This window comes from Bacillus sp. URHA0034 (genome assembly GCF_056280405.1).
This window is the reverse complement of record NZ_JBWCDK010000002.1, coordinates 1,800,720-1,826,131: the sequence shown is the minus strand read 5'-3', so window position 1 is coordinate 1,826,131 and position 25,412 is coordinate 1,800,720. Positions and strand designations below refer to the sequence as shown.

General features: G+C 37.7%; 25 protein-coding genes, 1 tRNA gene and 1 pseudogene. 19 read left to right on the top strand and 8 right to left on the bottom strand.

Annotation, left to right across the window (positions count from 1 at the left end; translation table 11 throughout):
• Window position 1 precedes the first annotated feature (1 nt).
• Together ACZ9EE_RS10735 and ACZ9EE_RS10730 are read left to right on the top strand one after the other, a co-directional pair.
• Window positions 2–382 (top strand): helix-turn-helix domain-containing protein, encoded by a 381-nt coding sequence (locus ACZ9EE_RS10735; RefSeq protein ID WP_476026926.1) that lies wholly within the window; start codon window positions 2–4, stop codon window positions 380–382.
• Window positions 383–408: 26 nt separating this feature from the next.
• On the top strand, window positions 409–864 hold the full coding sequence (locus ACZ9EE_RS10730; RefSeq protein WP_476026924.1) for a hypothetical protein: 456 nt from the start codon (window positions 409–411) through the stop codon (window positions 862–864).
• Window positions 865–1,618: 754 nt separating this feature from the next.
• Here ACZ9EE_RS10730 and ACZ9EE_RS10725 read toward each other — a convergent pair.
• From ACZ9EE_RS10725 to ACZ9EE_RS10710, 4 genes and pseudogenes are all read right to left on the bottom strand, one after another.
• Complete coding sequence (locus tag ACZ9EE_RS10725) at window positions 1,619–2,629, bottom strand: DUF3231 family protein (protein ID WP_476026922.1); 1,011 nt, start codon at window positions 2,627–2,629, stop codon at window positions 1,619–1,621.
• A gap of 520 nt (window positions 2,630–3,149) precedes the next feature.
• A complete protein-coding gene (locus ACZ9EE_RS10720; RefSeq protein ID WP_476026920.1) occupies window positions 3,150–3,608 on the bottom strand; it encodes a hypothetical protein in 459 nt (152 codons plus the stop codon).
• A gap of 5 nt (window positions 3,609–3,613) precedes the next feature.
• Window positions 3,614–4,402, bottom strand: a complete 789-nt coding sequence (locus ACZ9EE_RS10715; RefSeq protein WP_476026918.1) for a hypothetical protein — start codon at window positions 4,400–4,402, stop codon at window positions 3,614–3,616.
• 389 nt (window positions 4,403–4,791) lie between these two features.
• Window positions 4,792–5,097 (bottom strand): annotated as a pseudogene (locus ACZ9EE_RS10710) (helix-turn-helix domain-containing protein); the annotation flags it as partial.
• On the opposite strand from ACZ9EE_RS10710, the gene ACZ9EE_RS10705 reads away from it, so the two are divergent.
• The 8 genes from ACZ9EE_RS10705 to ACZ9EE_RS10670 all read left to right on the top strand — a co-directional run bounded on the left by ACZ9EE_RS10705 (window position 5,017) and on the right by ACZ9EE_RS10670 (window position 7,762).
• Window positions 5,017–5,562: a hypothetical protein gene (locus ACZ9EE_RS10705; RefSeq protein ID WP_476026916.1), complete on the top strand. Its 546-nt coding sequence runs from the start codon at window positions 5,017–5,019 to the stop codon at window positions 5,560–5,562. The pseudogene ACZ9EE_RS10710 and the gene ACZ9EE_RS10705 sit on opposite strands and share 81 nt — an antisense overlap.
• A 142-nt stretch (window positions 5,563–5,704) precedes the next feature.
• Entirely contained in the window at window positions 5,705–5,872 is a 168-nt protein-coding gene (locus ACZ9EE_RS10700) for a hypothetical protein (protein ID WP_476026914.1), read from the top strand.
• Window positions 5,869–6,003: a hypothetical protein gene (locus tag ACZ9EE_RS10695; protein ID WP_476026912.1), complete on the top strand. Its 135-nt coding sequence runs from the start codon at window positions 5,869–5,871 to the stop codon at window positions 6,001–6,003. Before ACZ9EE_RS10700 ends, ACZ9EE_RS10695 begins: the two co-directional genes overlap by 4 nt.
• Window positions 6,004–6,091: 88 nt before the next feature.
• Window positions 6,092–6,496, top strand: coding sequence for a hypothetical protein (locus ACZ9EE_RS10690; RefSeq protein ID WP_476026910.1), 405 nt, complete (start codon window positions 6,092–6,094; stop codon window positions 6,494–6,496).
• Window positions 6,447–6,764, top strand: a complete 318-nt coding sequence (locus tag ACZ9EE_RS10685; RefSeq protein ID WP_476026908.1) for a hypothetical protein — start codon at window positions 6,447–6,449, stop codon at window positions 6,762–6,764. The genes ACZ9EE_RS10690 and ACZ9EE_RS10685 overlap by 50 nt, the downstream gene beginning before the upstream one ends.
• 69 nt (window positions 6,765–6,833) lie before the next feature.
• The gene (locus tag ACZ9EE_RS10680; RefSeq protein WP_476026906.1) at window positions 6,834–6,989 is read left to right on the top strand and encodes a hypothetical protein; all 156 of its coding nucleotides are present in this window, start codon (window positions 6,834–6,836) and stop codon (window positions 6,987–6,989) included.
• A gap of 89 nt (window positions 6,990–7,078) precedes the next feature.
• Complete coding sequence (locus tag ACZ9EE_RS10675; RefSeq protein WP_476026904.1) at window positions 7,079–7,201, top strand: hypothetical protein; 123 nt, start codon at window positions 7,079–7,081, stop codon at window positions 7,199–7,201.
• Between the two features lie 487 nt (window positions 7,202–7,688).
• Window positions 7,689–7,762: transfer RNA gene (locus ACZ9EE_RS10670), tRNA-Gly, on the top strand.
• Window positions 7,763–7,848: 86 nt separating this feature from the next.
• Here the strand turns inward: ACZ9EE_RS10670 and ACZ9EE_RS10665 are convergent.
• On the bottom strand, window positions 7,849–8,520 hold the full coding sequence (locus ACZ9EE_RS10665; protein ID WP_476026902.1) for a B3/B4 domain-containing protein: 672 nt from the start codon (window positions 8,518–8,520) through the stop codon (window positions 7,849–7,851).
• Window positions 8,521–8,630: 110 nt separating this feature from the next.
• Here ACZ9EE_RS10665 and queG point away from each other — a divergent pair, with 110 nt between their 5' ends.
• The 7 genes from queG to ACZ9EE_RS10630 all read left to right on the top strand — a co-directional run bounded on the left by queG (window position 8,631) and on the right by ACZ9EE_RS10630 (window position 16,964).
• Entirely contained in the window at window positions 8,631–9,764 is a 1,134-nt protein-coding gene (queG, locus tag ACZ9EE_RS10660; protein WP_476026900.1) for a tRNA epoxyqueuosine(34) reductase QueG, read from the top strand.
• Window positions 9,765–9,848: 84 nt separating this feature from the next.
• Entirely contained in the window at window positions 9,849–10,730 is an 882-nt protein-coding gene (locus tag ACZ9EE_RS10655; RefSeq protein ID WP_476026898.1) for an amidase domain-containing protein, read from the top strand.
• Between the two features lie 63 nt (window positions 10,731–10,793).
• Entirely contained in the window at window positions 10,794–11,267 is a 474-nt protein-coding gene (trmL, locus tag ACZ9EE_RS10650) for a tRNA (uridine(34)/cytosine(34)/5-carboxymethylaminomethyluridine(34)-2'-O)-methyltransferase TrmL (RefSeq protein ID WP_476026895.1), read from the top strand.
• Window positions 11,268–11,318: 51 nt separating this feature from the next.
• Complete coding sequence (nfsA, locus tag ACZ9EE_RS10645) at window positions 11,319–12,068, top strand: oxygen-insensitive NADPH nitroreductase (protein WP_476026893.1); 750 nt, start codon at window positions 11,319–11,321, stop codon at window positions 12,066–12,068.
• Window positions 12,069–12,459: 391 nt separating this feature from the next.
• Window positions 12,460–14,355, top strand: coding sequence for a PrkA family serine protein kinase (locus ACZ9EE_RS10640; protein WP_476026891.1), 1,896 nt, complete (start codon window positions 12,460–12,462; stop codon window positions 14,353–14,355).
• Window positions 14,356–14,647: 292 nt separating this feature from the next.
• Window positions 14,648–15,817: a sporulation protein YhbH gene (gene yhbH, locus ACZ9EE_RS10635; RefSeq protein ID WP_476032924.1), complete on the top strand. Its 1,170-nt coding sequence runs from the start codon at window positions 14,648–14,650 to the stop codon at window positions 15,815–15,817.
• A 124-nt stretch (window positions 15,818–15,941) separates the two neighbouring features.
• Entirely contained in the window at window positions 15,942–16,964 is a 1,023-nt protein-coding gene (locus ACZ9EE_RS10630; protein WP_476026889.1) for a CAP domain-containing protein, read from the top strand.
• 45 nt (window positions 16,965–17,009) lie between these two features.
• Here the strand turns inward: ACZ9EE_RS10630 and ACZ9EE_RS10625 are convergent, their stop codons facing one another.
• From ACZ9EE_RS10625 to ACZ9EE_RS10615, 3 genes are all read right to left on the bottom strand, one after another.
• Window positions 17,010–18,140, bottom strand: a complete 1,131-nt coding sequence (locus tag ACZ9EE_RS10625) for an ATP-binding protein (protein WP_476026887.1) — start codon at window positions 18,138–18,140, stop codon at window positions 17,010–17,012.
• 246 nt (window positions 18,141–18,386) lie between these two features.
• Complete coding sequence (locus ACZ9EE_RS10620) at window positions 18,387–19,916, bottom strand: diguanylate cyclase domain-containing protein (RefSeq protein WP_476026885.1); 1,530 nt, start codon at window positions 19,914–19,916, stop codon at window positions 18,387–18,389.
• A 167-nt stretch (window positions 19,917–20,083) separates the two neighbouring features.
• Window positions 20,084–20,743 (bottom strand): FMN-dependent NADH-azoreductase, encoded by a 660-nt coding sequence (locus ACZ9EE_RS10615; protein WP_476026883.1) that lies wholly within the window; start codon window positions 20,741–20,743, stop codon window positions 20,084–20,086.
• A 350-nt stretch (window positions 20,744–21,093) separates the two neighbouring features.
• Between ACZ9EE_RS10615 and ACZ9EE_RS10610 the strand changes: the two genes are divergently transcribed.
• Both ACZ9EE_RS10610 and ACZ9EE_RS10605 read left to right on the top strand, forming a co-directional pair.
• On the top strand, window positions 21,094–22,497 hold the full coding sequence (locus ACZ9EE_RS10610; RefSeq protein ID WP_476026881.1) for an MFS transporter: 1,404 nt from the start codon (window positions 21,094–21,096) through the stop codon (window positions 22,495–22,497).
• Between the two features lie 328 nt (window positions 22,498–22,825).
• A complete protein-coding gene (locus tag ACZ9EE_RS10605; protein ID WP_476026879.1) occupies window positions 22,826–24,202 on the top strand; it encodes a glycoside-pentoside-hexuronide (GPH):cation symporter in 1,377 nt (458 codons plus the stop codon).
• The last annotated feature ends 1,210 nt before the right edge of the window (window positions 24,203–25,412 follow it).

The following is a 25,412-nucleotide window of genomic DNA, read 5'->3' as shown; positions in this document are numbered from 1 at the left end:
AATGACGACTTTTGCTGCAATCGAATTTCAAGAATTGAAAATGCATCAATCTTTTTCAACAATCGACGAAATGGACAATTCTATTTATTCATATATTGAACATATTCGAAAGGAAGTTCCGCAAAGTGTTATTGATGTTCTTCTTTGTCTTGGAAGGGCTTCTTTGCGTTGTGTCGGTATATCTTTTATGAAACTAACGACTATTGCCAATATTACGGGATATTCACGCAAAACAATCAATAAAGCATTAAAGACGCTTGAAGCGTTGGGCGTTGTCGATTCCGTGCGGACAAAAACGAAGTCAGGGCGTCCAAGCGTCAAGATCACTCGTATTCTTTCTTTTTGTTTGGAAGGTTACAACAAGCGGTTACATCTAATGTAGCGGACGAAGGCAACGGGGACAACGATTTGACACTAATTGACGAATTCGAACCATTTGAAACAGAATCAATAAAACAAGAAAAAGAAAATAAAAGGGAAAATCAATCAATTATAGAAAAAGTTTCGAAAATATCAACAAATATCGACCTTGACGGCAATCTCAAAAATATTGTTCGGTATCTTGCATTAAAAATTGGCGATAAGGCAAAGAACGGGCTGCAAATTGTCAGTTTTTCTTCTTATTGTGAAAAAGTATTTTCGAATGAAATCCGAAAGTTTGCAGCAAGGAAGAAACTTGAAGAAGCCATGAAACAAAAAGAAGAATCCGCCCGCCGTCAGTTCGATAATTTTGTTATGCATAATTTTGGGGAGAGATTCGCGGATTTGGGTTCTTTTGTCCAACAAGAAGCCCTTCGAATTTATCGGGAAGCAACGCAACCTGATCGCAATCCCGTGCCTTTCTATAATTGGCTTGAAGTGTGAAATCGAAGCCCGTATTTTTGTTTATACGGCGTTTTATGCGTCTGAATGGTTTTATATTCGGCAGAAAAGAAACGGGGCAAATTCGCGCAATACGAAAGCTTGATTGCGTATTTTTGCAAGCAAAAACGCCAATCTATCACGAATTGGCGATTTTGTCCCGATATTCTAACAGTAATTGAATAATTTCTTCGGTCGGAAGATCTTTTGCTGCAAGTTCGTCGAGATACTTTGTCGAATCACTTGCGGGATTTGATGATTCGTCTTTTGGAAATTTTAATTTCGATAATATTGTAAATGCGTTGTATTGGTGAACACGGTCAAGGGGCGTTCCTTTTTCGTAATAAATAGACGAAAGATCAACGGATTCCCCTTCCGTGACAATCTTCTTGTGTGCTTCGATTGATACGACAAGAAGACGGTCTCTCAGGTAATACTTAAATGTAATTCACCGCCCGAATAAATTGTTGCGTATATTATAGCAAATTTGAATTCAAGCGTCACAAACCGAAGTAATGTCCCCAAAATTTATTTGGTCATCAACGTTGTCTATCACATTCTAACAGTTTTCTTTATTTTCCCATTCAATAATATACTTATTATTTTTGTGAGTTTCAGATATTATTTTAACCTCTCCAATGTTATTGGTGTGATGTTCCATCACAATTGATTTGCTTGCTCTTTGAAGGAAGCTTCGGCTACTTAAATAGATTAAAAACACTTGTGAAAAATTTATATCACAAGTGTCTGAGGACTTTTATTTTTCCATTAGTTGCTCCCGTTCTTCCATCTGAGGCGGTTCTTCCATCCAACCATTTTTAATCATTATTTTCCCACCTTTATGGGCATATTCAAAGACATCTTTCATAAAAATAGTCATTTTTGCTGGTAAATCATTACGTAAACTAAAAGCGGTTCCTAAGGAGTTACTTCCCATAGAAAAACTACAAAAAAGACTTGTGCAATACATCATCAATTTGTCAGAAAATGGAGCCACAGTTGAACGTGTTGTATTACCTCCCGATGGTGTAGGGGTTTGTACACTACTTTGAAGTAAGGTTTCGCTTAATTCCTTTACAATGCTTTTAGCAAGTTCTGCGCCTTCATTAAAGAAGTTTCTTACTTCTCCTTCTTTTGCACATTGAGCAAAACCTGTAATCATCTGCATACCAGTTATATTTGATTCAATTGAATGATAAAGATGAGCAACTTCTACCGTATTTAATGTCCGTTTTTCACTAAATGGATTAATCGCAAGTCCAGCTAAATAATTTGTGTCTTTAACAAACTCAACTGAATTTGGCATTGAAACATAAGGAGGTCGAGGAAGCATCCCTTTTTCAAGCAAATATTGTGTGCAAAGAATGTAATATTTTTGAGTAAGGGCAGTTAGTTCTTTAAAAATCTTTTCAATATCTTCTCGATATGCCATTGTTATATTTAGTGAATGCAATGCCATACTAATTTCTTTTAGTAGGCGAATGAACATTATGTCGAAACCATTATCATACAGCTTTGGAACATCTTTGTTAACATCTTGAGATGTAAACCCAACTGGAATTATAGCACCTTCATTTTGAAAAATTTCTGTTATTTTACCAACATAAGGGTCAAGTTCTTCCTGTAAATTAGACATTATGCCCTTGGCTTTTTCGTCATCGGCTTTCTCAATAAAATATTCTAACATGCGTAAAATCATTGTTTTCTCTTGATATGTAAGCCATAACGTACCCAATTCTGATGACGTAATTGCAGGTTTTTCTGGCATAAACATTACCTCCCTAAAGATTTTCTTATTTTAGGTTGAACATAAAATGGCATAGTAATCCAGTGCTTTTATGGTAAAAAACTCCATATATTGTTATTCAACAAAAATGCCCCTTTATTTGAATAACAAAAAATCCTCCGTAAAGTGGCAGCTGGATCTTCTACTCTTGCACCCCGATAGTTTTAAACACTCACTGGAAGTAAGTACAGGCAATTTGTCACTTTACTTGGAGCCTCTGCGGGCATGATTATAAGCCAGGCAGCCAGATGTATTAAGGATTCTGGCTTAGCCAAACAGGCTATCGCGCCTCTCCAAATAAAGTGCACGTCTCTACACAGACGAATTATCAGACTGTAAATTAAAAAATTATCTAGGAAAACCTTTATTTTAACCACTTTTCTTTGAAAGAGACTACGGATTTTGAAAATAACTTCAAAATGATTTATCCACTTAATTAATCACTACACTACATTTATGTACATAATCTTAAGTTTATATATGTTCAACAAATATTGATTCATCATTTTACTTTTGCTACTCCAAACGCAAAATGACTCCAAAGTATATCTTCAATTAATTCAGCTTGAGATTCTTCACAATCTACAATTAAGATTACTTCCGAATGTTTGCCTTTTAAAACTCTTTTATTTTTCTTTACAACCAATTCCATGACAAGCCGAATGGCGAAGCCAAGAACAAACCCAACAAATGCACCTATCAGTCCCCAATAAATTGGACCCCACGCTAATTTAAATCCTATACTTGCTCCAATAACTGATAAAACAGTGGCAAGGCCAATACCTATATCAATAAGTGTTGTACCATCAGAGCGATGCAAGGTATCAAAAATTTTACGGTCTTCTTTTCTGTTATCCAGAGGAACAGCAAATATACTTTCTTTTGGAATCCCTCTCTTTTCTAAGGTTGAAACTGCCATTTCTAAAAATCCGTTACTTTCAAATGTTGAAAAAAGCTGCAATTGTATCACATCACTTTTTGTCCTTTTAGTATTCTGAAACCCCTCGATTGATAATTCTCGGTTAAATGATTCCTTAATTCTTTTTCAAAAAGTTTATTATTCTCAACCGTATTTATATAAGAATCATAAATAGCAAACCCATAGTGTGAAGGGATAAAAAGGAGCCATTCTGGCTTTATAACCGAAGTTGCTTCTTTTACTTTTCCTAAAAACAAAAGCACAACGGCTGCTTGAACATGCGAATAATAAAAAAATACAACTAACCATACAATGACAAATATTGCAGTTAAAATCCGATGAATATAGAGCTGTCCTAAACCAGGAATAAATAATGACCACATAACAGAAAGAACAGGATTTCGTTTATCTAGGTAGTTAATCTCTAAAGCCCCTATTGAAAAAGAATTAAAACGGTGTTCCTCACTCTCGGCTAAAAGATACACTTTGTTCAAATCCACTGTTGTCCGATAACTGTCCCATATACCAAAAAGGTAAACGGGAATGTACATAAGAAGCCATCTGGTGTCTAATACTTCTTTTGCCATGTCTATATTGCCTTGAAAGGAATAAATCATTGCGGAATTAACATGTGCTTTAACATTAACGAGAACTTCCCAAATAAATAATGCATATCCTCTAAGATATTTAGATAAAAGTAAATGCCCGAATCCAGGGAACGCTGCTGACCACCAAGCAATAATATAAGGATTTCTTAAATGCAATTGAGTTGTTCCTAAAATACTAACATGGGCTTTATAACGTCTTGCAGTGTTATCATTTGTATAGTTGTTCATTTAATCCACCTTCGGGAATTATTTATAATATATTTCCAAAAGTGGGCTATATTTATACTTCCTTATTAAGCTAATCTGCCCAGTTAGTATCGATCAATTTTCAATTAGATTATAGAAGGGAAAGAATAAGCGGAAATCGCTTCGTTTTTATCATTCCATCTTGGGACGCAAGGGCTTCGTTTTTGGCGTTGTGGGCTCAGATTTGACTTCGGAAGGGTTTCTTGGGTGTTGAAAACACGCTTGGAAAACGTCAAAAACTCGCTGGAAGCCCTTTTTTCGTCCCGAAGCGTCCGAAAAATCCGACAACAAAACACGAACAATTCCAGCAACGACAAGGATTCGAACGGCTTGGCGATTGTATTCGATAAGACACACAAAAAGACGACGCTTCATTTCGCCGCCTTTTCTTTATTCTTCGCCCTTATTAACGTTGATTTCGATATTCCCGTTGTTTCGCTAACTTCCTTGTAGGAATGTCCTTCGTCCAACAAAGCTAAAGCATGTTCTATTTGTTTCTTCGTGAACTTCTTCGGACGACCTTCCCGAAAATCTTCCCGCAGCTTTGCGATTGATTTGCCTTCTTGTGTCCTTTCAACAATCATATCCCTTTCGAATTGAGCGAATGCCGTGAAGATATTAAAGATAAGGCGTCCAATTGCCGTGTTTTCGATTATTCCTATATTCAAAACGTGGACGAAAAGGCGAAGGAACTTCTTGAAGCGAAGACAAACGAAATTAAGGAAATTGATGAACTTATCCAGCGGGTAAAAGCCGTTCGGAAATCTGTTGTCATTGAATCCGTTCCGTTGGTTCGTGAATGGCGATTAAAACAGATCGAAGCGATTCAATCCGAAGTAAATAAAGCGGTTCAAGAAGCGTTAAAAGCCCGTGAAATTTACGTCAAATCATTAGCGAAGATTGGGCAAGCAGCGAAGAAAATTGACGCAGCAAATGACGATTATAACGCTATAATGCGGGAACTTGGTGAAAGGGAAATACAAGGCGGCGTAAATATTCCTTCAATCTATCCCGAACAAATCACCGTTGGATTGTATAGTTCAACAATCGAAGAATCAACGGCGTTGGGTTTGTCGAAGGCAACGCAAGAAGCCGCAGTAATGAACGGAATCTTGCCGCATTGGGTAGGCGATTCAAAATGATTAAGGGAAAAATGACGGCTTTCGAATACTTCGTTAAACAATTAGATTATCAAGCCCAAACGTTAGAAATAATTTACGTTATGAAAAAGCTAAAAGGCAACCGCTTGACGATATTATTGACGGCTACAACAAACGGTATCCTATGAAAGAAGAAAAACCTACCGATCCGGTCGAATATTTGCGGGAACAATATCGCAAAGACCCGTCTTCTTTGAATGGAATTCAACTTTTAATGTTAGGAATGGCGGAATTACAGCATAAAGAAGCCACAAGCAAGAAGAACGTCAAAAGGCGGTCAACGACTTTATGAAGCCTTATCATGAAGCGAAAAAGGAACAAGAAGAATATATTTCTACTCATAGCGAAGATTTCAAGCTATTAGCAAAGCAAATGGCGGAACTACAAGCGGAATTCCAACGATTAAACGGCGGTGACAATTAAAAATGATTGTCGCCGTCTTTGTTTGTTACGTCTATTTTTCCGTGTTTGCATGTAGAAATTGGCGTTCTATTTAACGGGGGTGAATGGAATGCCTGGAAGCGAAGATTTGAAACGTTGGGAAGAAATTGACAAAGTGATATCTAAATTAAGTATCGCTCTTTACGGGATTGATACAACAAAATTAAATTGGCGGGAAGAACAAGCGTTTATTGAAACGTGGAAAAAGCGTCGGCAGCTTGAAGGGGAATTAGAACGAAGGAACCCGAAACCGAAGCCCGTTCTTTTAAAAGAGGAAGAATTGCAACAACGTCGGGAAAATTTACTTTGGGCTAAGTTCGAAAAGGTACGGAATAAAAAGCCGTTGAGTGAAACAAAGAACAGTGAACTTCGGGAACAACTTCAAATATGGAGTTCTATTGTTACAGTATTAGGGGGTGAATGGCGTGGATATTTTCGAAAGTTTAACCGAACTCGAAGCAAAGATTGTCGTTGAACTTGCCAATAGAAACGGCAGAACTTACGAAGAGATCGCCACAGCCTTTGGAATATCCGAAAGGCACTTGTTTCGATATCGTCAAAAATCGCATATAAAACGTGCGATTCGTGAACTAGCGGTTCAAGAACTGGAAAGTGACATTCCTGATATTATGGGGGCACTTCGACGGAATATCAAAAAAGGCCTTAAAGCGGAAATTGAAGAACTTGATAGTAAGAAGTTCGACTTAACTTTGGAACTTTCCACAAACGAAGAACTTCAATAATAAACGGGACGGCGAAAGTCGTCCCTTTACATAACAAACGCAAGTAAACAGGAAAACGGGGGAATCGTTATGAGCTTCAATGAACTTCATAAACAACCAAAGCAATTAGCTTATGCGGAAGCAATCGTGAAACTTCGGCTGACAATGGAAAATATGAACGAACTGAAAAAGTTTCGCAAGGAAGTTTCCGATTCGAAACGATCATTTTTGAAAGTCGCCAATTGACCGGCGGCTTTTATTTTGCCGTCACAAAACGTTGATTCCAGACCACAAGTTCAAGTGTAAGTAAAACACTTTCGGAAGGGGGAATCACGTTGGGAACTCTTAACGGTCAATTAGTCGTCAAAATCGCTTTATGCGGGAAAATGCGAAGCGGCAAAGATACGGTTGCAAATTTCCTTAGTAAAAAGTACAAATTCGGAAGTTTAGTTTTTTAATTGTTTACATATATTAGGGAAATCGTTTATTATTTCAGTAAGTTCAAGACGCACGACAAACGTTCAACGATTTACAAATGCAAAATACGAATAATATGAACTAAAACGAATAGTGTGACGTCCTTCAAGCTTCAGATTAACGATATATCAACGGAAAGGGGTTCGTTCCTCTTTCGAAAACTACCGCTGCACGACTCAAAATCGTGTTCCTCTGGAGTGTCGGTTCGACCCCGACCACCGGTATCATTTTGTTTGGAAAAACGTTTCTCATTTAATGTTGAGAAACGTTTTTTTGTTGCCTTTCACAAGTAATAATAATAGGCTATAAAGAATAGATTAGAAAATAATCAAAAAAGTTATTTTACGTATATCGTTTCAAAATTACAAGTGAGAGGGAAATCGACAAAATTTGCGGAATTGGCTTGACTCTTTTATAAAATATGTGTAGTATTTATTAAGTCAGATTGTTCAATCCATTTGCATAAATGCGGGTGTAGTTTACTGGTAAAACCTCAGCCTTCCAAGCTGATGTAGTGGGTTCGATTCCCATCACCCGCTCCATACATATTAACTAACGCAGTGTATCGTTACATGAAGAGAACGATGCATTGCGTTTTTTTAATTTTTGTACAAAAAAAGATGCCGTATCACTGGCATCCTAGTATCAAATATGAAGCTTCGCCTCCATGTATCTGGGTAAACATATTCATTAATGATTGCGTAAGCTTATCCGCTGCCCCTACCTCCGTAGACGGCCGGAGATAGATAATTTGCAAAGCACTTTTTGTATGAATCGTAACTGGGGCCTTATTTGAATCAACAAATGGGCTTCCAAATGGTCCAAACTCATCTGAGGATAGAATTAAATGATGTAAGGAATTGTTCCTTCCGTTCAATCCGTGGTATTCTTCTCCCTCTATCCCAATCCGAATCTCCACGGGACTTTCTAATTGATCAAGATCATAAACACCAATGGGCACTTGGTATTGTAAGGAAAAGAAATTATTTATATCAATTGCACTATGAATAGATGAAAGGTAATTTTGCCTTTGTATTCTTCTAAATAAAGCCTCAACCGAAGGACGGTATCTGTTTGGGTCCTTACCTGTCTTCTTAAAAATATTCCTCCATTCCTTTATCCCTGGAAGGTCCGATAGCTGCTTGTTTTCCAGTTCAAAAAAGATTGACTCTTGGAAAAGCTGTAGTCTGCCTTTAACCATTTGTGGTGAATCCCCCACCGTTATATTTTTATATTCGATTACCCCAATTTTAAAATCGGGAATTAGTTCGCAAATTTCCGCTGAAACTTGAATTTCCAACCATTCCACCTCCAAAATTTGTTGAAAATAGTTTATCATAAATAGATATGTAACTAATAACTATAACAACTTATATAAATTTAAGGCATAGTCGAGAGGAGGAGAAATCTGTGGATATATTGGTACTTCAAAAAGAATTGATTGCCTATAGTAAAGAAATCGGTATTGATAAAATTGGCTTTACTACCGCGGACCCGTTTGCAGAGTTAAAAATACGTTTGCTGAGACAACAGGAATTGGGCTACCAATCTGGTTTCGAAGAACCTGATATAAATAAGCGGGTAACCCCGTCACTGCTTCTCGAAGGTGCACAATCGATTATTTCCATTGCCCTTGCTTACCCTGCAAAAATGACAACGCGCGTCGAGAGTAAAAAGGGAGAAAGAAGAGGGATCTTTAGCAGGGCTTCATGGGGGCTGGACTATCATCATATCCTTCGAGACCGTCTCAACAAACTTGAAGAATTTATATTAAGTAAAATACCTGATGCTCAAGTAAAAGCAATGGTTGATACAGGGGAACTTTCGGACCGGGCTGTAGCCGAGCGAGCCGGTATCGGCTGGAGTGGGAAGAATTGTTCTATTATTACCCCTGAATTTGGCTCCTACGTTTATTTGGGCGAAATGATTACCAATATCCCTTTTGAACCAGATACACCGATAGAAGACCATTGTGGCTCTTGTACCAAGTGTATAGAAGCATGCCCAACAGGAGCGCTCATTCAAGGCGGGCAGATTAATGCCAATCGCTGTATTTCCTTCTTAACGCAAACAAAAGAGCTTATTCCAGATGAATTCAGAGATAGAATAGGGAATCGTGTTTATGGGTGTGACTCTTGTCAAACAGCATGTCCAGTTAACAAAGGAATTAACTTTCATTTTCATGAAGAAATGGAACCTGATCCAGAAGTAGCGAAACCCTTATTAAAACCGATCCTAAAATTAAGCAATCGTGAATTTAAAAAAAGGTTCGGCTCTGTTTCTGGGGCTTGGAGAGGTAAAAAACCAATTCAACGGAATGCTATTATGGCATTAGCTCATTTTAAGGATGAAAGTGCGGTTCCTGAATTGATTGATGTCTTAGAAACCGAAGCTAGCCCGGTTTCTAGAGGAACAGCTGCCTGGGCGCTTGGGAAAATTGGCGGTGAGTCAGCATTTGCGGCTTTAAGAAAAGCTAAAGAACTTGAAACGGATATCGAGGTCCAAGCAGAAATAGAAAAGGGCTTAAATTTTTATAACAACTAGAGGGCAAACCAATTGGTTTTGCTCTTTTTTAATTGTTAAATGCCGCCTGCTATCATATGTATGAAGGGAAAGGGGTGGATGGGTTTGCGACAATTACTTCAAGACTTATTTGAAAAACGGGTAAATCAATTTGTTTCAAATAAACGAAGCCAAAAGCTATTTTTTCCAAAGGCAGAGAGAAAACAAGCTTTGTTAGCCAATCGCTCAGCAGAGATTGTAAAAGTAAAAGCTGTAGGAAAGATTATAGAAGAGTCCACGGAGGATGAGTTTCAAACAATTAAATACCATGCCCATTATCAATATTTAATCAAACAAAATGGGATACTTTATATGGAAGAGGAAATCGAAGATAGGATAGCCAAGTTTTACAAAAATGCGTTAGTAATGGATGAGGAAATTAGGCCAGTTCTTGAATCGGATACCTTCCCGGATACGGAACTAAATACTTTGGACTTAGAGGTACCTGATGAACGGCTAAGCTACGGTTATAATCGATTAAAAGCAGTTCAATATGCAGAACGCTGGTGGAATAGCTATAATCCGGCTTATAAAAAGTTTCAGAATGATTGTACTAACTTTATCTCTCAATGCCTACGAGCCGGGGGAGCACCAATGCGCGGCTATCCAAAGCGGGATACGGGCTGGTGGCTGCAAAATAATAACTGGAGCTATAGCTGGGCCGTGGCTCATTCTTTAAGATTATATTTATCTAATTCCAAAAGCGGTCTTCGGGCAAAAGAAGTTAGCAGCCCGGATCAGTTAATATTGGGAGATGTCATTTGTTATGATTTTGAAGGGGATGGAAGGTTCAACCATAACACGCTTGTTACAGGAAAGGATGCTAACGGGATGCCTTTAGTGAATGCCCATACCTATAATAGCCGGATGCGCTACTGGGCCTATGAAGATTCATCTGCATATACACCAAATATCAAATATAAGTTTTATTCGATCATTGATGAATGATTCTTGAAAGCATATGTCAGAGTGATATAATTGCTGTTAGAGTTTTAATATGAGGTGAAATTTTTGGCTATCCACGTAGTTCTATATCAACCACAAATACCTTCTAATACAGGAAATATAGCTAGAACCTGTGCGGGAACAGGTACTGATTTACATTTAATCCGGCCTTTAGGATTTTCCACAGATGATAAGATGTTAAAAAGGGCAGGTTTAGATTATTGGGAACATGTAAATATCACTTATTATGAATCACTGGATGAATTTTACGAGAAAAATGCTGGCGGTGCCTTTTTTTATATAACGAAATTTGGGCAAAAAGACTTTACCAGTTTTGATTATAGCGATCTGGCTAAAGATTATTATTTTATTTTTGGCCGGGAAACAACAGGGCTTCCAAAGGATGTTATTCAAAATAATCTCGATACAGCTTTAAGGATTCCAATGAATGAAAATATTCGTTCCTTAAATTTATCCAATACAGCAGCCATTCTTATTTATGAAGCCTTACGCCAGCAGGATTATCCTAATTTAAAATAAGCAGGGGGCCATCCTTGAGCCTCCTGTTGTTAAAGGAGAATGATTTTATAAATGAATGATGTTATCACAACTATCCTAAACCACCGTTCTATTCGTCACTTTGAGGATAGGCCATTATCTGACGAGCAAATTCACACGATAGTCTCCTGTGCACAAGCAGCAGCTACATCGAGTTTTATTCAGGCATATTCTATTATTGGTGTAAAGAATAAAGACAAGAAGCAGAGGCTAGCAGAACTGACAGGAAACCAAGAATATGTCGCGAAAAATGGCCACTTTTTTATTTTTTGTGCCGATCTTTTCCGACATACGGTAATTGGTAAGAAGGAACAAATGAATGTGACACCCTCACTAGAAAGCACAGAAAAATTCATGGTGGCATTGATTGATACATCCCTGGCTGCACAAAATGCTGCCATTGCTGCTGAATCCCTTGGGTTAGGAATCTGTTACATAGGTGGAATCCGTAATAAATTGGAAGAAGTAAAAAAGCTTTTAAACATACCGGACCGCGTTATTCCATTGTTTGGCCTTGCCGTAGGTTACCCGGCCCATCTTACTGATAAAAAGCCAAGACTGCCCATTGAGCATGTATACCATGAGGATGAATATGAGCAGGATATGGAGAGATTTAACCATCAGCTAGATGAATATGACCAGTTAATTTCAAATTATTATCAGACAAGAACAAACGGGCAAAGAACGGACCGCTGGACTGAACAAATGGCAAATATGCTCTCCAAACAGAATAGAATATATATGAAAGAGTTTATTCAAAAAAATAAACTTGATTTACACTAAAAAAGACTGCCAGCAAGGCAGTCTTTTTTAGTGTTTACATTATTTATTCGTTCCCGGCTTGTCGTTATACCCCGCTGTGAAGATGGCTGCCAAAAACGCAACCATTACTAAAATAACAATGAAAGTATGCATGTTATGTACTGCCCCCTTTGTCCCGTTTTTAAATCAAAAGTGTTTACTTAGAGTACCATTCATAAGTGGAATCCGCTAACGGACGCATTTCTGACACATACAACTTTATTATAGCCTAAGATTTTAAAATGAAAAGAGCAATATTCCTATTATTGAAATAAAAAAGATAGACAATATCTAGAAATGGTTACGCATGTTCAAGTCTTTTCGTGCATAAAGTATATTAATCGTCTCTGATAACCTACAGGGGGAGGGCCATATGGATATTTTAAAAAAAATCGAGAGTTACCGTGAAGAAGAGGAAAAACTTCGCTGGGAAGGATCATTCGCCGACTATTTATTGTTGTTGAAGGAAAAGCCGTGGGTAGCACAATCTGCACATTCTCGAGTTTATAATATGATTAGGGATGCAGGAATTGAAGAAGTTAAGGGGACGAAGCAGTACAATTTCTTTAGTAATCAATTATTTGGCTTAGAAGAGTCGTTAGAAAGGCTTGTGGAAGAATATTTCCATCCAGCTGCTAAAAGGCTGGACGTAAGAAAACGAATTTTACTTCTAATGGGGCCGGTAAGCGGCGGTAAATCTACCCTAGTTACCATGCTAAAAAGAGGGTTGGAAAACTACTCACATACGGACAGAGGCTCTGTTTTTGCCATCAAAGGATGCCCTATGCATGAAGATCCATTACACCTTATTCCTCATCATTTACGGGCAGACTTCTATGAAGAATACGGCATCCGGATTGAAGGTAACTTATCACCATTGAATATGATGCGCTTAGAACAGGATTATGGCGGTAGAATTGAAGATGTTTTAGTAGAAAGAATATTCTTCTCAGAAGATAAGCGGACCGGGATAGGAACCTTCAGTCCGTCTGATCCAAAATCTCAGGATATTGCTGATTTAACAGGAAGTATTGATTTCTCAACCATTGCAGAATATGGCTCAGAATCAGATCCAAGGGCTTATCGTTTTGACGGGGAATTAAATAAGGCTAACCGTGGGATGATGGAGTTTCAGGAGATGTTAAAGTGTGACGAGAAATTCCTCTGGCATTTATTATCACTAACCCAAGAGGGGAATTTTAAAGCAGGAAGGTTTGCGCTTATTAGTGCAGATGAATTGATAGTTGCTCACACGAATGAAACCGAATACCGTTCCTTTATCTCTAATAAGAAAAACGAGGCTCTTCATTCAAGGATTATTGTAATGCCGATTCCTTACAATTTGAAGGTTTCGCAAGAAGAAAGAATTTATGAAAAAATGATTAATGAAAGTGATGTTTCGGACGTCCACATTGCACCGCATACATTAAAGGTTGCAGCAATGTTTACGATTTTAACCCGCTTGAAGGAACCGAAAAAAGGGGATATCGATCTTCTGAAAAAAATGCGTCTCTACGACGGGGAGAATGTAGAAGGATTTAATTTAGCCGATGTCGAAGAACTGAAACGTGAGTATCAGGATGAAGGTATGAGCGGCATAGACCCTCGATATGTCATCAATCGGATTTCATCAACGATTATACGTAAAGAGGTACCGTCCATTAATGCCTTGGATGTATTAAGATCGTTAAAAGACGGACTTGACCAGCACCCATCTATTACTGCGGAACTTCGTGATCGTTATATGAATTATATTTCATTAGCGCGCAAAGAGTATGATAACATTGCTAAAAATGAAGTACAGAAGGCATTTGTATACTCCTATGAAGAATCAGCTAAAACATTAATGGATAACTACCTTGATAACGTTGAGGCATATTGTAATAAAGCTAAACTGCGTGATCCGTTAACAGGGGAAGAGATTAATCCGGATGAAAAGCTTATGCGTTCCATTGAAGAGCAGATTGGCATCTCTGAAAATGCGAAAAAGGCCTTTAGGGAGGAAATATTAATCAGAATTTCCGCCTTTGCCCGGAAAGGTAAGCGATTTGATTACAATTCCCATGACAGGCTCAGAGAAGCAATACAAAAGAAATTATTCGCGGATCTTAAGGATGTTGTTAAGATTACAACTTCGTCCAAGACACCGGATGAGCAGCAATTGAAGAAGATTAATGATGTTGTCGCTCGTTTAATTGATGAACATGGTTATAATTCGACATCAGCAAATGAATTACTTCGCTATGTTGGAAGCTTATTAAACAGATAATCTGGGGTTAAAATAGCACGGACTGGCAGAGAAAAAACTGTCAGTCTCTTTTTTTCCAATAAATAGACTTTTATTCACCATTCTATCAGATAAAGATGTCTCCATCTGATAATCTTGTCCAATTTTTAGGCTATCAACCAATTGTCAAAATTATTTGTAAATTATTCTCTACTTCTGCATAGGATAAAGTAATCCATCATTTAATTGCTTTTTTTCATTCGCGTTATTCTATGTATTTGCTAAAAAAATTGTGCAGTATGGAGTGGATTTTTAATTTAATAAGGAGGGGTTTATAGTGACTGTCGATAACCATCAATTTGTGATTTCTAGAGAAGATTGGTCCCTCCACCGTAAAGGCCACGATGACCAGCAGCGCCATCAAGAAAAAGTCCAGGAGGCAATTCGTAACAATCTTCCAGAATTAATTACAGAAGAGAGTATAATTATGTCTAATGGTCGCGATGTGGTAAAAATTCCAATTCGTTCATTGGACGAATACAAGATTCGTTATAATTATGATAAAAACAAACACGTGGGCCAAGGTGACGGTGAGAGTCAAGTCGGTGACGTAGTAGCTCGGGACGGTTCCAGTGGTCAAAAGGCACCAGGTAAGGGTCAAGGTGCAGGAGATCAAGCAGGTGAAGATTACTTTGAAGCAGAAGTATCTTTAATGGAGCTGGAGGAAGCACTATTTAAGCAATTAGAATTGCCAAACTTAAAGAAAAAAGAGGACCAAGAACATCTCGTTGAAAATATCGAGTTCAATGATATCCGGAAAACCGGATTAATGGGGAACATCGATAAAAAACGGACAATGATGTCTGCATTTAAACGAAATGCGATGAGTGGCAAGCCTGCATTCCATCCAATATATAAGGATGATTTAAAGTTTAAGACTTGGAATGAAGTCGTAAAACCTGATTCAAAAGCTGTTGTGATTGCAATGATGGATACTAGCGGTTCTATGGGAATATGGGAAAAATATATGGCACGAAGCTTTTTCTTCTGGATGACACGCTTTTTACGTACAAAATACGAAACGGTTGAAATTGAGTTTATTGCCCATCATACGGAGGCAAAAGTAGTCACAGAGGAAGACTTTTTCTCAAAAGGTGAAAGCGGTGGTACCATTTGTTCATCCGCCTATCGAAAGGCCTTAGAAATTATTGACGCTAAGTATAATCCACGGAAGTTCAACATCTATCCATTCCACTTTTCTGACGGTGATAATTTAACATCCGATAATGCCCGGTGCGTGAAACTAGTTGAAGAGCTAATGAAAGTATCTAACATGTTCGGTTACGGAGAAGTAAATCAATATAACCGCCATTCCACATTAATGTCAGCCTATAAAAACATTAAAGATGAACAGTTCCGCTATTATATACTCAAACAAAAAGCAGATGTTTTCCATGCGATGAAAAGCTTTTTCCAAAAAGAACAATCAAAATTATATGCTTGAAAAAATTGACAGGAGGAAGCTCCTGTCAATTTTTTTGACTCTTTTCATACATTACCAAATATAATTTCCCCCAAAAAATCAACAATAGTAAGGCAAGAACATTTTGTAAAAGGGGGTATTACCAGTGATACAAAAAACGTTTGGATTGCTGTTAACGGCTGTTCTGACATTAGGTCTGGCAGCTTGTAATAATAATGACCGTAATAATATTAATGATCGCACCACAAATCGAGTAGGAATGGATACAAATAATGGGAATACAAATCGAGTAGGAACGAATACAAATGATCGGGATTATCGAAATTTAAATGTTCGTAATGGCCGCGATAATGGAATTGACCATAACGGACCACTAACAGAGGATTATTCAAACCGTAACAATAATGAACCGGATTTAGATACAAATCTGTTCAATGATAAGCGAAAAGTTAAACGAAATAACGACGACATGATTTCCGCTTATCAAACAAACTTAAACAGCAGTCAATATCCACATACTCAAGCGATTTTAATAAGGGATGCCAAATACCAGTATATTACCGTGGATCCTAGACAAAGAAACTGGTTCCAATTTGGATTTATTCAACCAGGACAAACTAATACCCAGCAACAAACACCTATAACTCAAGGACCTGCTCAGCAGCAAACAACACGGCAGGCTCCAAACCAAGCACCTGCCCAGCAAGCAACACCTGTACCTAGACAGCAGCAGACCCAAGCACCAAGTGGTGCTGCGCAAAATCAAACTAATACAGCAACATCAGGTACTGTTAGTCAGTATGTCCAACAAGTCATTGCTCTTACCAATCAACAAAGAACCAAGAATGGACTGCCAGCGTTAAAAACCGATACGCAGCTTAGTGGTGTAGCTCAAAAGAAGGCAATGGATATGCAGCAAAACCATTATTTTTCTCATACCAGTCCGACCTATGGTTCTCCATTTGACATGATGAGGGATTTTGGTGTTACCTATAAATCTGCAGGGGAAAATATCGCTCAAGGACAACGAACACCACAAGAGGTAGTAACGGCTTGGATGAACAGTGAAGGCCACCGTAAAAATATATTAAGTGCCAATTTTACCCACATTGGAGTAGGATTCGAACAAACAGGAAAAAACTGGTCGCAAATGTTTATTGGAAAGTAATCAAGTAAATAAACAAACCGACAGATTCTAATTCTGCCGGTTTGTTTATTTGCCGTTGATCGGAAGGGTCGGAAATTCGAAGTGAAAACTGGTTCCTTTTCCAACTTCACTTTCCACCCATATTGATCCATCCATGGCTCTGACAATGCTATAAACCACCATCATTCCTAAGCCAGTGCCATTTTTTCCTTTGGTGGAATAAAACGGTTCTCCTAACCGGTCTAACTGGTGGGAATTCATCCCAATTCCGGTATCCTTCACCTTGATGGTTACATCGTTTTGGCTGTATTCGGTGGAAACATATAAATATCCGCCATGCGGCATGGATTCAATTGCATTTTTTAGAACATTTACAAAGCACTGCCTAAACTTTTGACCGTCTCCTTTAATAAATCCAATGATCGAAAAATCAGTAATGATTTCAACAGAATTTTGGTTTGCTAACGGCTGGAGTATGTTGATAATTTGACGAAGTTCGCTTTTGACATTTAATTCTTCAAGGGTTTCAAGTGCAGGTTTAGCGAACGTCAAATAATCCTGAATAACCTTTTCAGCTGAAAATAATTCTTCCTTAACGATTGCTAGATATTCTTTTCTTTTTTGTCTTGATAAATAATCGTCTTGCAGCAATTGAACAAACCCGCTCGCAGCCGTTAACGGATTTCTAATTTCATGGGAAATGGCAGCTCCCATTTGCTCAACCGCCTTTAATTTTTCGGTCTTAATAAGCTCCTGCTGCATTTCGTTCGTTTTACGGATAAACTCAACTCCATATGAAATAACACCAATACCCAAAGAAGGAATGACAAGATAAGCAAACCATGCATCCACAAGATTGAGCGGTTCATCAAAACTCATTCCTAAGACTGTCAGGATACCAAGGATCATTCCCATACATACGGTACATAATATTCTCCGGGCAGGAGCTTGTTTTAAAAACCAAGGGTGTAATCGCCACAAGATCAACCCCAGTGGAATATAAAGCGCCAAGTTTTGCCAAAAACCAATATTAATCCCATATAATCCTCGAATTGCAATCATGGCTCCAGTTAGAATAGGCCCAATACCGACATATAACCCGCCAAGAACTAGTGGAATCATACGTAAATCAAATCTTGCCAATGGAACAGGTGTATAGGAAAATTGGATACATAACCAAATCGTTACAATAAACAAAATTATAAAAGCGGGTTTCGAAAGGGAGAATTTTCTACTTTTTTCAAGATATATTAAACCAATAAATAGTAAAATTATCATAAGAGAAAGATTGAAGAAAAGGTGTTTCGTGATTTCCATTTTCTCACCGTCCATAATGAGCTCATAGGAAAATTTTACATTTAATTTTGGCAAGTTACAACAAAATTTGCAAAATATTTCGAAAAAATGAAAAGCTAAGTTGATTATATTAAAAAACTGGAAAGATTACTTAGGAATCCTTCCAGGAAGTTCGTTGATAGAGATGGTATTTCTGCCTTTTGTTTTAGAAAGGTAAAGGGCGGAATCAGCGGCTTTAATTAATGAATCGGGATGATTTGATTTGGTAGGATATATGGATGCAACTCCAATGCTTAAAGTAACAATACCCGCTATTTCTGAACTTATATGCGGGACTTTAAGTGATTGAACGGTTTCTTTAACTTGCCGTGCTAATTCTAATCCGGTCTCACGATTACTAGATGACAGAATTAGTGCAAATTCTTCGCCGCCGTACCGGCAAAAGGTATAGTTTGTATCTTCTGGAAACAACTTGTTGACAGCTTGAGCAATCTTCTGTAAACAGAAATCTCCTTTTAAATGACCGTAGGTGTCATTGTATTTTTTAAAATAATCAATATCAAACATAACCAAAGTAATAGGTGTTTGAAAGTCAACCGCATTCGCCCATTCCCTAAGAAGCGTATCATCAAAATACCGGCGATTAGCTATGCCCGTTAACCCATCCATATAGGATAATCGGTTCAGAAGCTCATTTGCTTCCTGGAGCTTTTGCTCGGTAAGTTTTCGGTTTGTAATATTTCTTGAAACGATGATGACCTTCTTTTCGCCTTCTTCTTGATAAGGCACACTTTTTAAAGTGGATTCTATCCAAATATAATCACCAAACTTTGAACGATAACGGTGAGTAGATTCAGCAGAGCCTTCTTGTAGAGCCCTTTGAAACATACTATTTGTTCGTTCCACATCATCAGGATGAATAAATGTCTCCAATGTTTTTCCTAAAAGCTCAGGATATTCAAAATGAATGACCTCTTTTACAGCAGGAGAGATGTATATATATTCTGCTTGTTCATTATGCATGGTAATCATGTCACTAGAATACTCTGCAAGTAAGCGAAACCGTTCTTCCGTTTCTTTTACCTTGAAAAGGCTGTGTTTTAATTGGTATTGGGTCTCATTCGAATCGACGACAAACACAAAAAAATGATAGCCAAATAATCCACCTGCTAAAGATATGAGATTATGCAAGAATAACACATTTTTAAGGATTTCTGCATCGTCAATGCGGATGATAAAAATAATAGATATGATTAGTAAACCGCACAGATTCATGGTAAATGCTTTGGCCGTACGATGAATCTTTAACTTGGAAATAACACCGCAAACAACTCCAGTTAAAAACGCTCCAACAGCAGGGAGGAGGGCGGAACTATTAAAGCCAAATAAACCTATTCTTCCGATAGAGATTAATGCTGCGGCAATAATTGCCGGTATGTATCCGCCAAAAGCCCCCGCAATAACGATTGCCAAATGGCGTAAATCTGCATAAATGTCCGGACCAGCCTGGATAGAAAACGACATTAAAACATTACCAAGAATTCCAAAACAAATCCCCCAGTAGAGTTTTGTCGATAATGGTGAGGTTGGATATAAAGGCTTATCTTTAAATAAAACACCCATAAGAGAAAAAGAAGCAATTAAGAGTGCTGCATTTGAAATGAATTCTTTAAGCATATTGATTCTCCTAAAATGAAATAGACAGGGATGCTTTGACCTATAGTTTTTTGAGTAGTGACAAAGCATTCCAATTATACTATAAATTTGTATTTTATAACTTAGCAGTTAGGAAAACAATGTGAATAAAAAAAGCCTCCTCAGAAAGGAAGCTATCTTGATCGGATTTATGCTTGAACCAATTCTTTTACAAATTTTCTTGCCGCAATCCGTGCATTGATCTTGCCTTGTTCAAGAATTTCAGGTACTTTTTGTGGATTTAAATCAAAACCTTCTGCGACAACTGTATCACTTACCTCGATCCCTAAAAAGCGGAGAGCGATTTTTAAGTATCGGTCACCCGACTCCAATTCCTCCATAGGGGTCCCAGTATATTGGCCGCCTCTTGTTTGAATATGAATGGCCTTTTTATTAACTAACAGACCTTTGGGACCATTGGCAGTATGGGCAAAAGTTTTTCCAGAAATAAATAAGTTATCAATATAAGCTTTTAAGACAGCAGGGGAATTTAAATTCCACATAGGTGAAACAAACACATAATAATCAAACGAAATAAACTCCTCTGCAAGTGCATGCATCTTCAAAATTTTTTCTCTTTCTGGATCTGAAAGCTGCTCAAGGGTATAGCCATAACCAGCCAATTTTCCTCTAGCTGACACCATATCCGCATCCATTTGTGGAAAGTCATAGGCAAACAAATCGATTTTGCTTATCTCAACATCTGAACGTTCCTCTTGAAATGCTTCTAGAAACGCTTCTCCAATTTTAAGCCCTTTTGATTTCTCTAAACCTTTCGGGTTCGCTGTTACATATAGTAATTTTTTCACAGAAGACCACGACCTTTGTAGTTAATGATACTTATTACCTCCATTATAGAAAAATTATCTTTCAATAAGATTGAACAATTGGTGACGTTCATGAACATTAAGTGAAATGGTGAAGAAAAGGGCTATTAGCCATTTATAAAACTGGGAAAATTAATTTATCAAACGCTTACAAAATGTGTTGACGCGCTTTATAGTGAATGATAAGATAAGGATGCATTAATTAGTTAGTTCACTAAACTAATTAATACAACAATCTCGAGATGCAATTTTATTTTTTTAGTAATTTTGGAAAGGGTTACATTATCAAAAATCTCAATACTAAAGAATAGTTATTTTGGAGGGGAAATGAAATGGGTCAAACGGTACAAAAAGTAGAGACAAATCCAACGGCTGCATTTAGAAAGTTTGGTATGAAGGATAAACTGGGTTATATGTTTGGTGACTGGGGAAATGATTTCTTCTTTATTCTAGTAGCATCTTTCTTAATGGTTTTCTATACCGATATTTATCATTTGAATCCGGCTACAGTCGGCGGGCTATTTCTAATCGCACGTTTGTGGGATGCTGTAGCAGATGTTTCCTGGGGACGTTTCATTGATACAAGAAAAGCTGGGGAAAATGGAAAATTTAAGCCATGGATTTTAAGAATGTCGATTCCACTTGTTATTGTTGGTGTATTAATGTTTGTACACATTCCCGGTATGTCTAATGGATTTTATCTTGCATATGCCTATGTAACGTACATCTTATGGGGAACATTGTATAGTACGGTTAATATCCCTTATGGATCAATGGCGTCTGTTATCACAGGCGATCCGGTTGAACGTACAACGCTATCAAGCTGGAGAACAATGGGGGCAAACTTAGCAGGTTTAATCATTAACGTAGTTGGTCCTATGATTTTGTTTGTTAATAATAAAGCAGATGCTAATCACTTCTTACTAGGTGCAATTATTTTTGGTGTACTTGCGCTCGCTTGTTATATCGCTTGCTATAAATTATCAATTGAACGTATTGTGATGGATGAATCAACAAAATCAAAGATGAACTTTGGACAAACAATGAAAGGTCTAGGCAAAAACAGACCGTTAATGTGGTTCCTTATTGCTTCCTTATTATTCATGATTTGTTTCATGTTAATTGGTACTGTAAACGTTTACCTGTTTAAAGATTATTTTGGAAACGCAAAAGCATTAAGTATGGTAGGACTTCTTCAATCAGTGGCTGTATTTGTTGGTATGCCAATGGTGAAGCCATTAGTTGCAAAATTTGGTAAAAAGGAAGTGGCTTCCTGTGGTTTATTACTTGCAACTGTGGTATATGGACTCTTATATTTTCTTCCAAATTTAACAGCAACACAATTTATCGGAGTCCTAACAATTGCCATGTTTGGATATGGAATCTTCAACCTTGTCATTTGGGCTTTCGTTACGGACGTTATCGATTATCATGAGTATTTAACTGGTTTACGTGAAGATGGAACCGTTTATTCTATCTACTCAATGGCTCGTAAAATTGGTCAAGCAGTTGCCGGAGGATTAGGTGGTGCTGTGATTGCGGCAGTAGGATATAATTCAACTCTTCAACAACAAACATCTGGTACTCTGAAAGGAATTCACACACTTGGAACTTTAGTACCTGCAATCACACTAGCTATTGTGTTCTTAATCATTGTGTTCTGTTATCCGTTAAACAAAAAGCGTACAGCACAGCTTACAGTTGATTTAGCTGATAAGAGAAAAGGTAATAATTAATTCGCATATCATCATGAAGATAGCTAAGATCCTTTAGCTATCTTTTTTGTGTTTATCACCTTAATTATGATTAAGCAGATAACCTGCATCTACTTCATATTTAGAAGAAAAAAGTTCTATTTGGAGCTTATTAAAGGATAAAAAACGCTTACAAGTTTTTATTGACTAAATGTGTCGAGAGGTGTATCCTAACTATGTGATTAATTAGTTAGTTTACTAAACTAACTAAAGGAATGATATTCTCAATAATTCAATGATTTATTCTAGCTGTTTTTGAAAAGGGTTACAGGTTACATAATTTTTTACTTTTAGAGGGAGAGTGGACACGTTGGAGAATAATAGCACAAAGAAATTGACCTTAAAAGAGAAAATTTCATACGGTTTAGGTGATGTCGGGAATGGCTTTATGTTTGATATGGGGCAAATTTATTTGCTTAAGTTTTATACCGATGTTTTAGGGATTTCGGCTTATTGGGGAGGATTAGTATTTTTAATTTCGAAAATTTTTGATGCGTTTGCAGATTCCACTGTTGGCGCTTTTGTAGATAAACGAAAGGTAGGGAAACGCGGTAAGTTCCGGCCGTTCATCTTATTTGGATCAATTCCGCTTGCCGTTATGACAGTCATTTCCTTCATGGCACCGGATTTCTCAGACACAGGAAAAATTGTATTTGCGTTTATCACTTATATGGCATTTGGGCTGGCTTATTCTATTGTTAATATCCCATATGGATCACTTGCAGCTTCTATGACTCAAGATTCTGTGGACCGTGCATCTCTTGGATCTTATAGAGCTATTGGCAGCCAGTTTGCAATGCTTATATCTGGAATGGTCGTAATCCCAATAGTTCTGTATTTTCCTAACCAAAAATTAGGATATACAGTGGGCATCGCATCAATGGCATTAGTCGGGGTCATCTTTCATTATATTTGCTACCGTAATACCAATGAATATGTAATTAGGGAGCCTAGAATAGAAAAAGAAAAAGTTCCGATGTCAAAACTTTTCAAATTATTACTTAGTAACAGGCCGCTTATTGCTCTTTGTTTAGTTTGCTTGTTTATGGTAGCTGCTAGTAACCTGCGCACGGCTGTTCAGTTGTATTATTTACAGTATAACTTGAAAAATTCGGGCCTTATGTCTCTGCTTTCTTTTACAAGCGTTGGAATCGCTGTCATTGGTTCTTTTTTTATTCCCGCACTTGTTAAAAGACTAGGAAAAAAGAACACATTCATCATGGGCCTTTTGATTGGAATTGTTGCGGATGCTGCAAACTTTCTTTTACCAGCAAGCATACCGACTTTCATTACGTTACTTACAATTGGAAGTCTGGGGCTAAGCTTTGCAATGGGTTTACCATGGGTAATGGTTGCAGATGCCGTTGATTATCATGAATGGAAAACAGGACAACGTACAGAAGGCATCGTATACTCAAGTTACAGTTTCTTCCGTAAGCTTGCCCAGGCACTAGCTGGTTTTATTCCTGGCGTTGCTCTTGGCTTAATTGGTTATGTGCCGAATGCAGTACAAACTACCGGTACACTCCTTGGTATCAAAGGGCTAATGTTCCTCGTTCCAGCAGCACTAAACTTAGTAGCAGCAGTTATTTTAATTATTGTTTATAATTTAACGGAAGATCTTTATAAAAAGATTATTGATGAACTTAAAAACAAACAAAAAACTAACGATAGTTTAAGTGCTTAAATGAAATGATTTAATATAAAACCTCCTTCTTGCTACTGCGTGGAAGGGTTCCGTTTTAAGGTGCTTTTTCTTAAAATACGTGTCGAAATGACAGTCCTATTGGCATCATTATTGGTATACAAAATAGGAAAACTCGCCATATTAATTGAACTGCACCAAAATTGTTTGACATTAAACTAACAATTTTGGTGCAGTTTTTTATATGGCTAAATTTTTATTTGAGGATGAGTTATGGGGAGTAAAAGAGTATCAAAAATGGCATGCTGTCATTTAGGGATATTACTAAAAGGTAATTTTTGTTTTGATGGAATATTGGTATTTGTTTGGACAAAGTCACACTTATTGGGATTGCTCTTGTCCGAAGTTTACTCGACTTCGGACACCATCTTGCATTTTTGGCTTTCCCTTGTCCGAAGTTTACTCGACTTCGGACACCATCTTGCATTTTTGGCTTTCTCATGTCCGAAGTTTACTCGACTTCGGACACCATCTTGCATTTTTGGCTTTCCCTTGTCCGAAGTTTACTCGACTTCGGACATCGTCTTGCTTTATTGGCTTTCCCTTGTCCGAAGTTCACTCGACTTCGGACACCATCTTGCATTTTTGGCTTTCTCTTGTCCGAAGTTTACTCGACTTCGGACACCATCTTGCTTTTTTTAGCCTTCTCATGTCCAAAGTTTACTCGACTTCGGACATCGCCTTGCTTTATTGGCTTTCCCTTGTCCGAAGATCACTCGACTTCGGACACCATCTTGCATTTTTGGCTTTCCCATGTCCGAAGTTTACTCGACTTCGGACACCATCTTGCATTTTTGGCTTTCCCATGTCCGAAGTTTACTCGACTTCGGGCACATCTTGCTTTTTTAGCCTTCTCATGTCCAAAGTTTACCCGACTTCGGACATCGCCTTGCTTTATTGGCTTTCTCTTGTCCGAAGTTTACTCGACTTCGGACACCATCTTGCTTTATTGGCTTTCCCTTGTCCGAAGTTTACTCAGCTTCGGACATCGTCTTGCTTTTTTGGCCTTCCCTTGTCCGAAGTTCACTCGACTTTTAATCGAGTAAACAGCAAAAGCAAAATAAGCGGAGATCTTTCGGTTAAATGCAGAATACAGCTTGTTTCAGGTTGTTTAAGAGGAGGTTTTCCGATTATTCAAAGGAAAGTCTCCCATTTTCGAATATTTCTAGTTATTATGCGGAATCTCTCCGTC

Bases quoted from the DNA above. Each gene is read 5' to 3' on its own strand.
- ACZ9EE_RS10700 (WP_476026914.1), top strand. From the start codon at position 5,705: ATGAAAGAAGAAAAACCTACCGATCCGGTCGAATATTTGCGGGAACAA.
- ACZ9EE_RS10690 (WP_476026910.1), top strand. From the start codon at position 6,092: ATGCCTGGAAGCGAAGATTTGAAACGTTGGGAAGAAATTGACAAAGTG.
- ACZ9EE_RS10735 (WP_476026926.1), top strand. From the start codon at position 2: ATGACGACTTTTGCTGCAATCGAATTTCAAGAATTGAAAATGCATCAA.
- ACZ9EE_RS10640 (WP_476026891.1), top strand. From the start codon at position 12,460: ATGGATATTTTAAAAAAAATCGAGAGTTACCGTGAAGAAGAGGAAAAA.
- ACZ9EE_RS10695 (WP_476026912.1), top strand. From the start codon at position 5,869: ATGAAGCCTTATCATGAAGCGAAAAAGGAACAAGAAGAATATATTTCT.
- ACZ9EE_RS10725 (WP_476026922.1), bottom strand. From the start codon at position 2,629: ATGCCAGAAAAACCTGCAATTACGTCATCAGAATTGGGTACGTTATGG.
- ACZ9EE_RS10680 (WP_476026906.1), top strand. From the start codon at position 6,834: ATGAGCTTCAATGAACTTCATAAACAACCAAAGCAATTAGCTTATGCG.
- ACZ9EE_RS10715 (WP_476026918.1), bottom strand. From the start codon at position 4,402: ATGAACAACTATACAAATGATAACACTGCAAGACGTTATAAAGCCCAT.
- ACZ9EE_RS10620 (WP_476026885.1), bottom strand. From the start codon at position 19,916: ATGCTTAAAGAATTCATTTCAAATGCAGCACTCTTAATTGCTTCTTTT.
- ACZ9EE_RS10610 (WP_476026881.1), top strand. From the start codon at position 21,094: ATGGGTCAAACGGTACAAAAAGTAGAGACAAATCCAACGGCTGCATTT.
- nfsA (WP_476026893.1), top strand. From the start codon at position 11,319: ATGAATGATGTTATCACAACTATCCTAAACCACCGTTCTATTCGTCAC.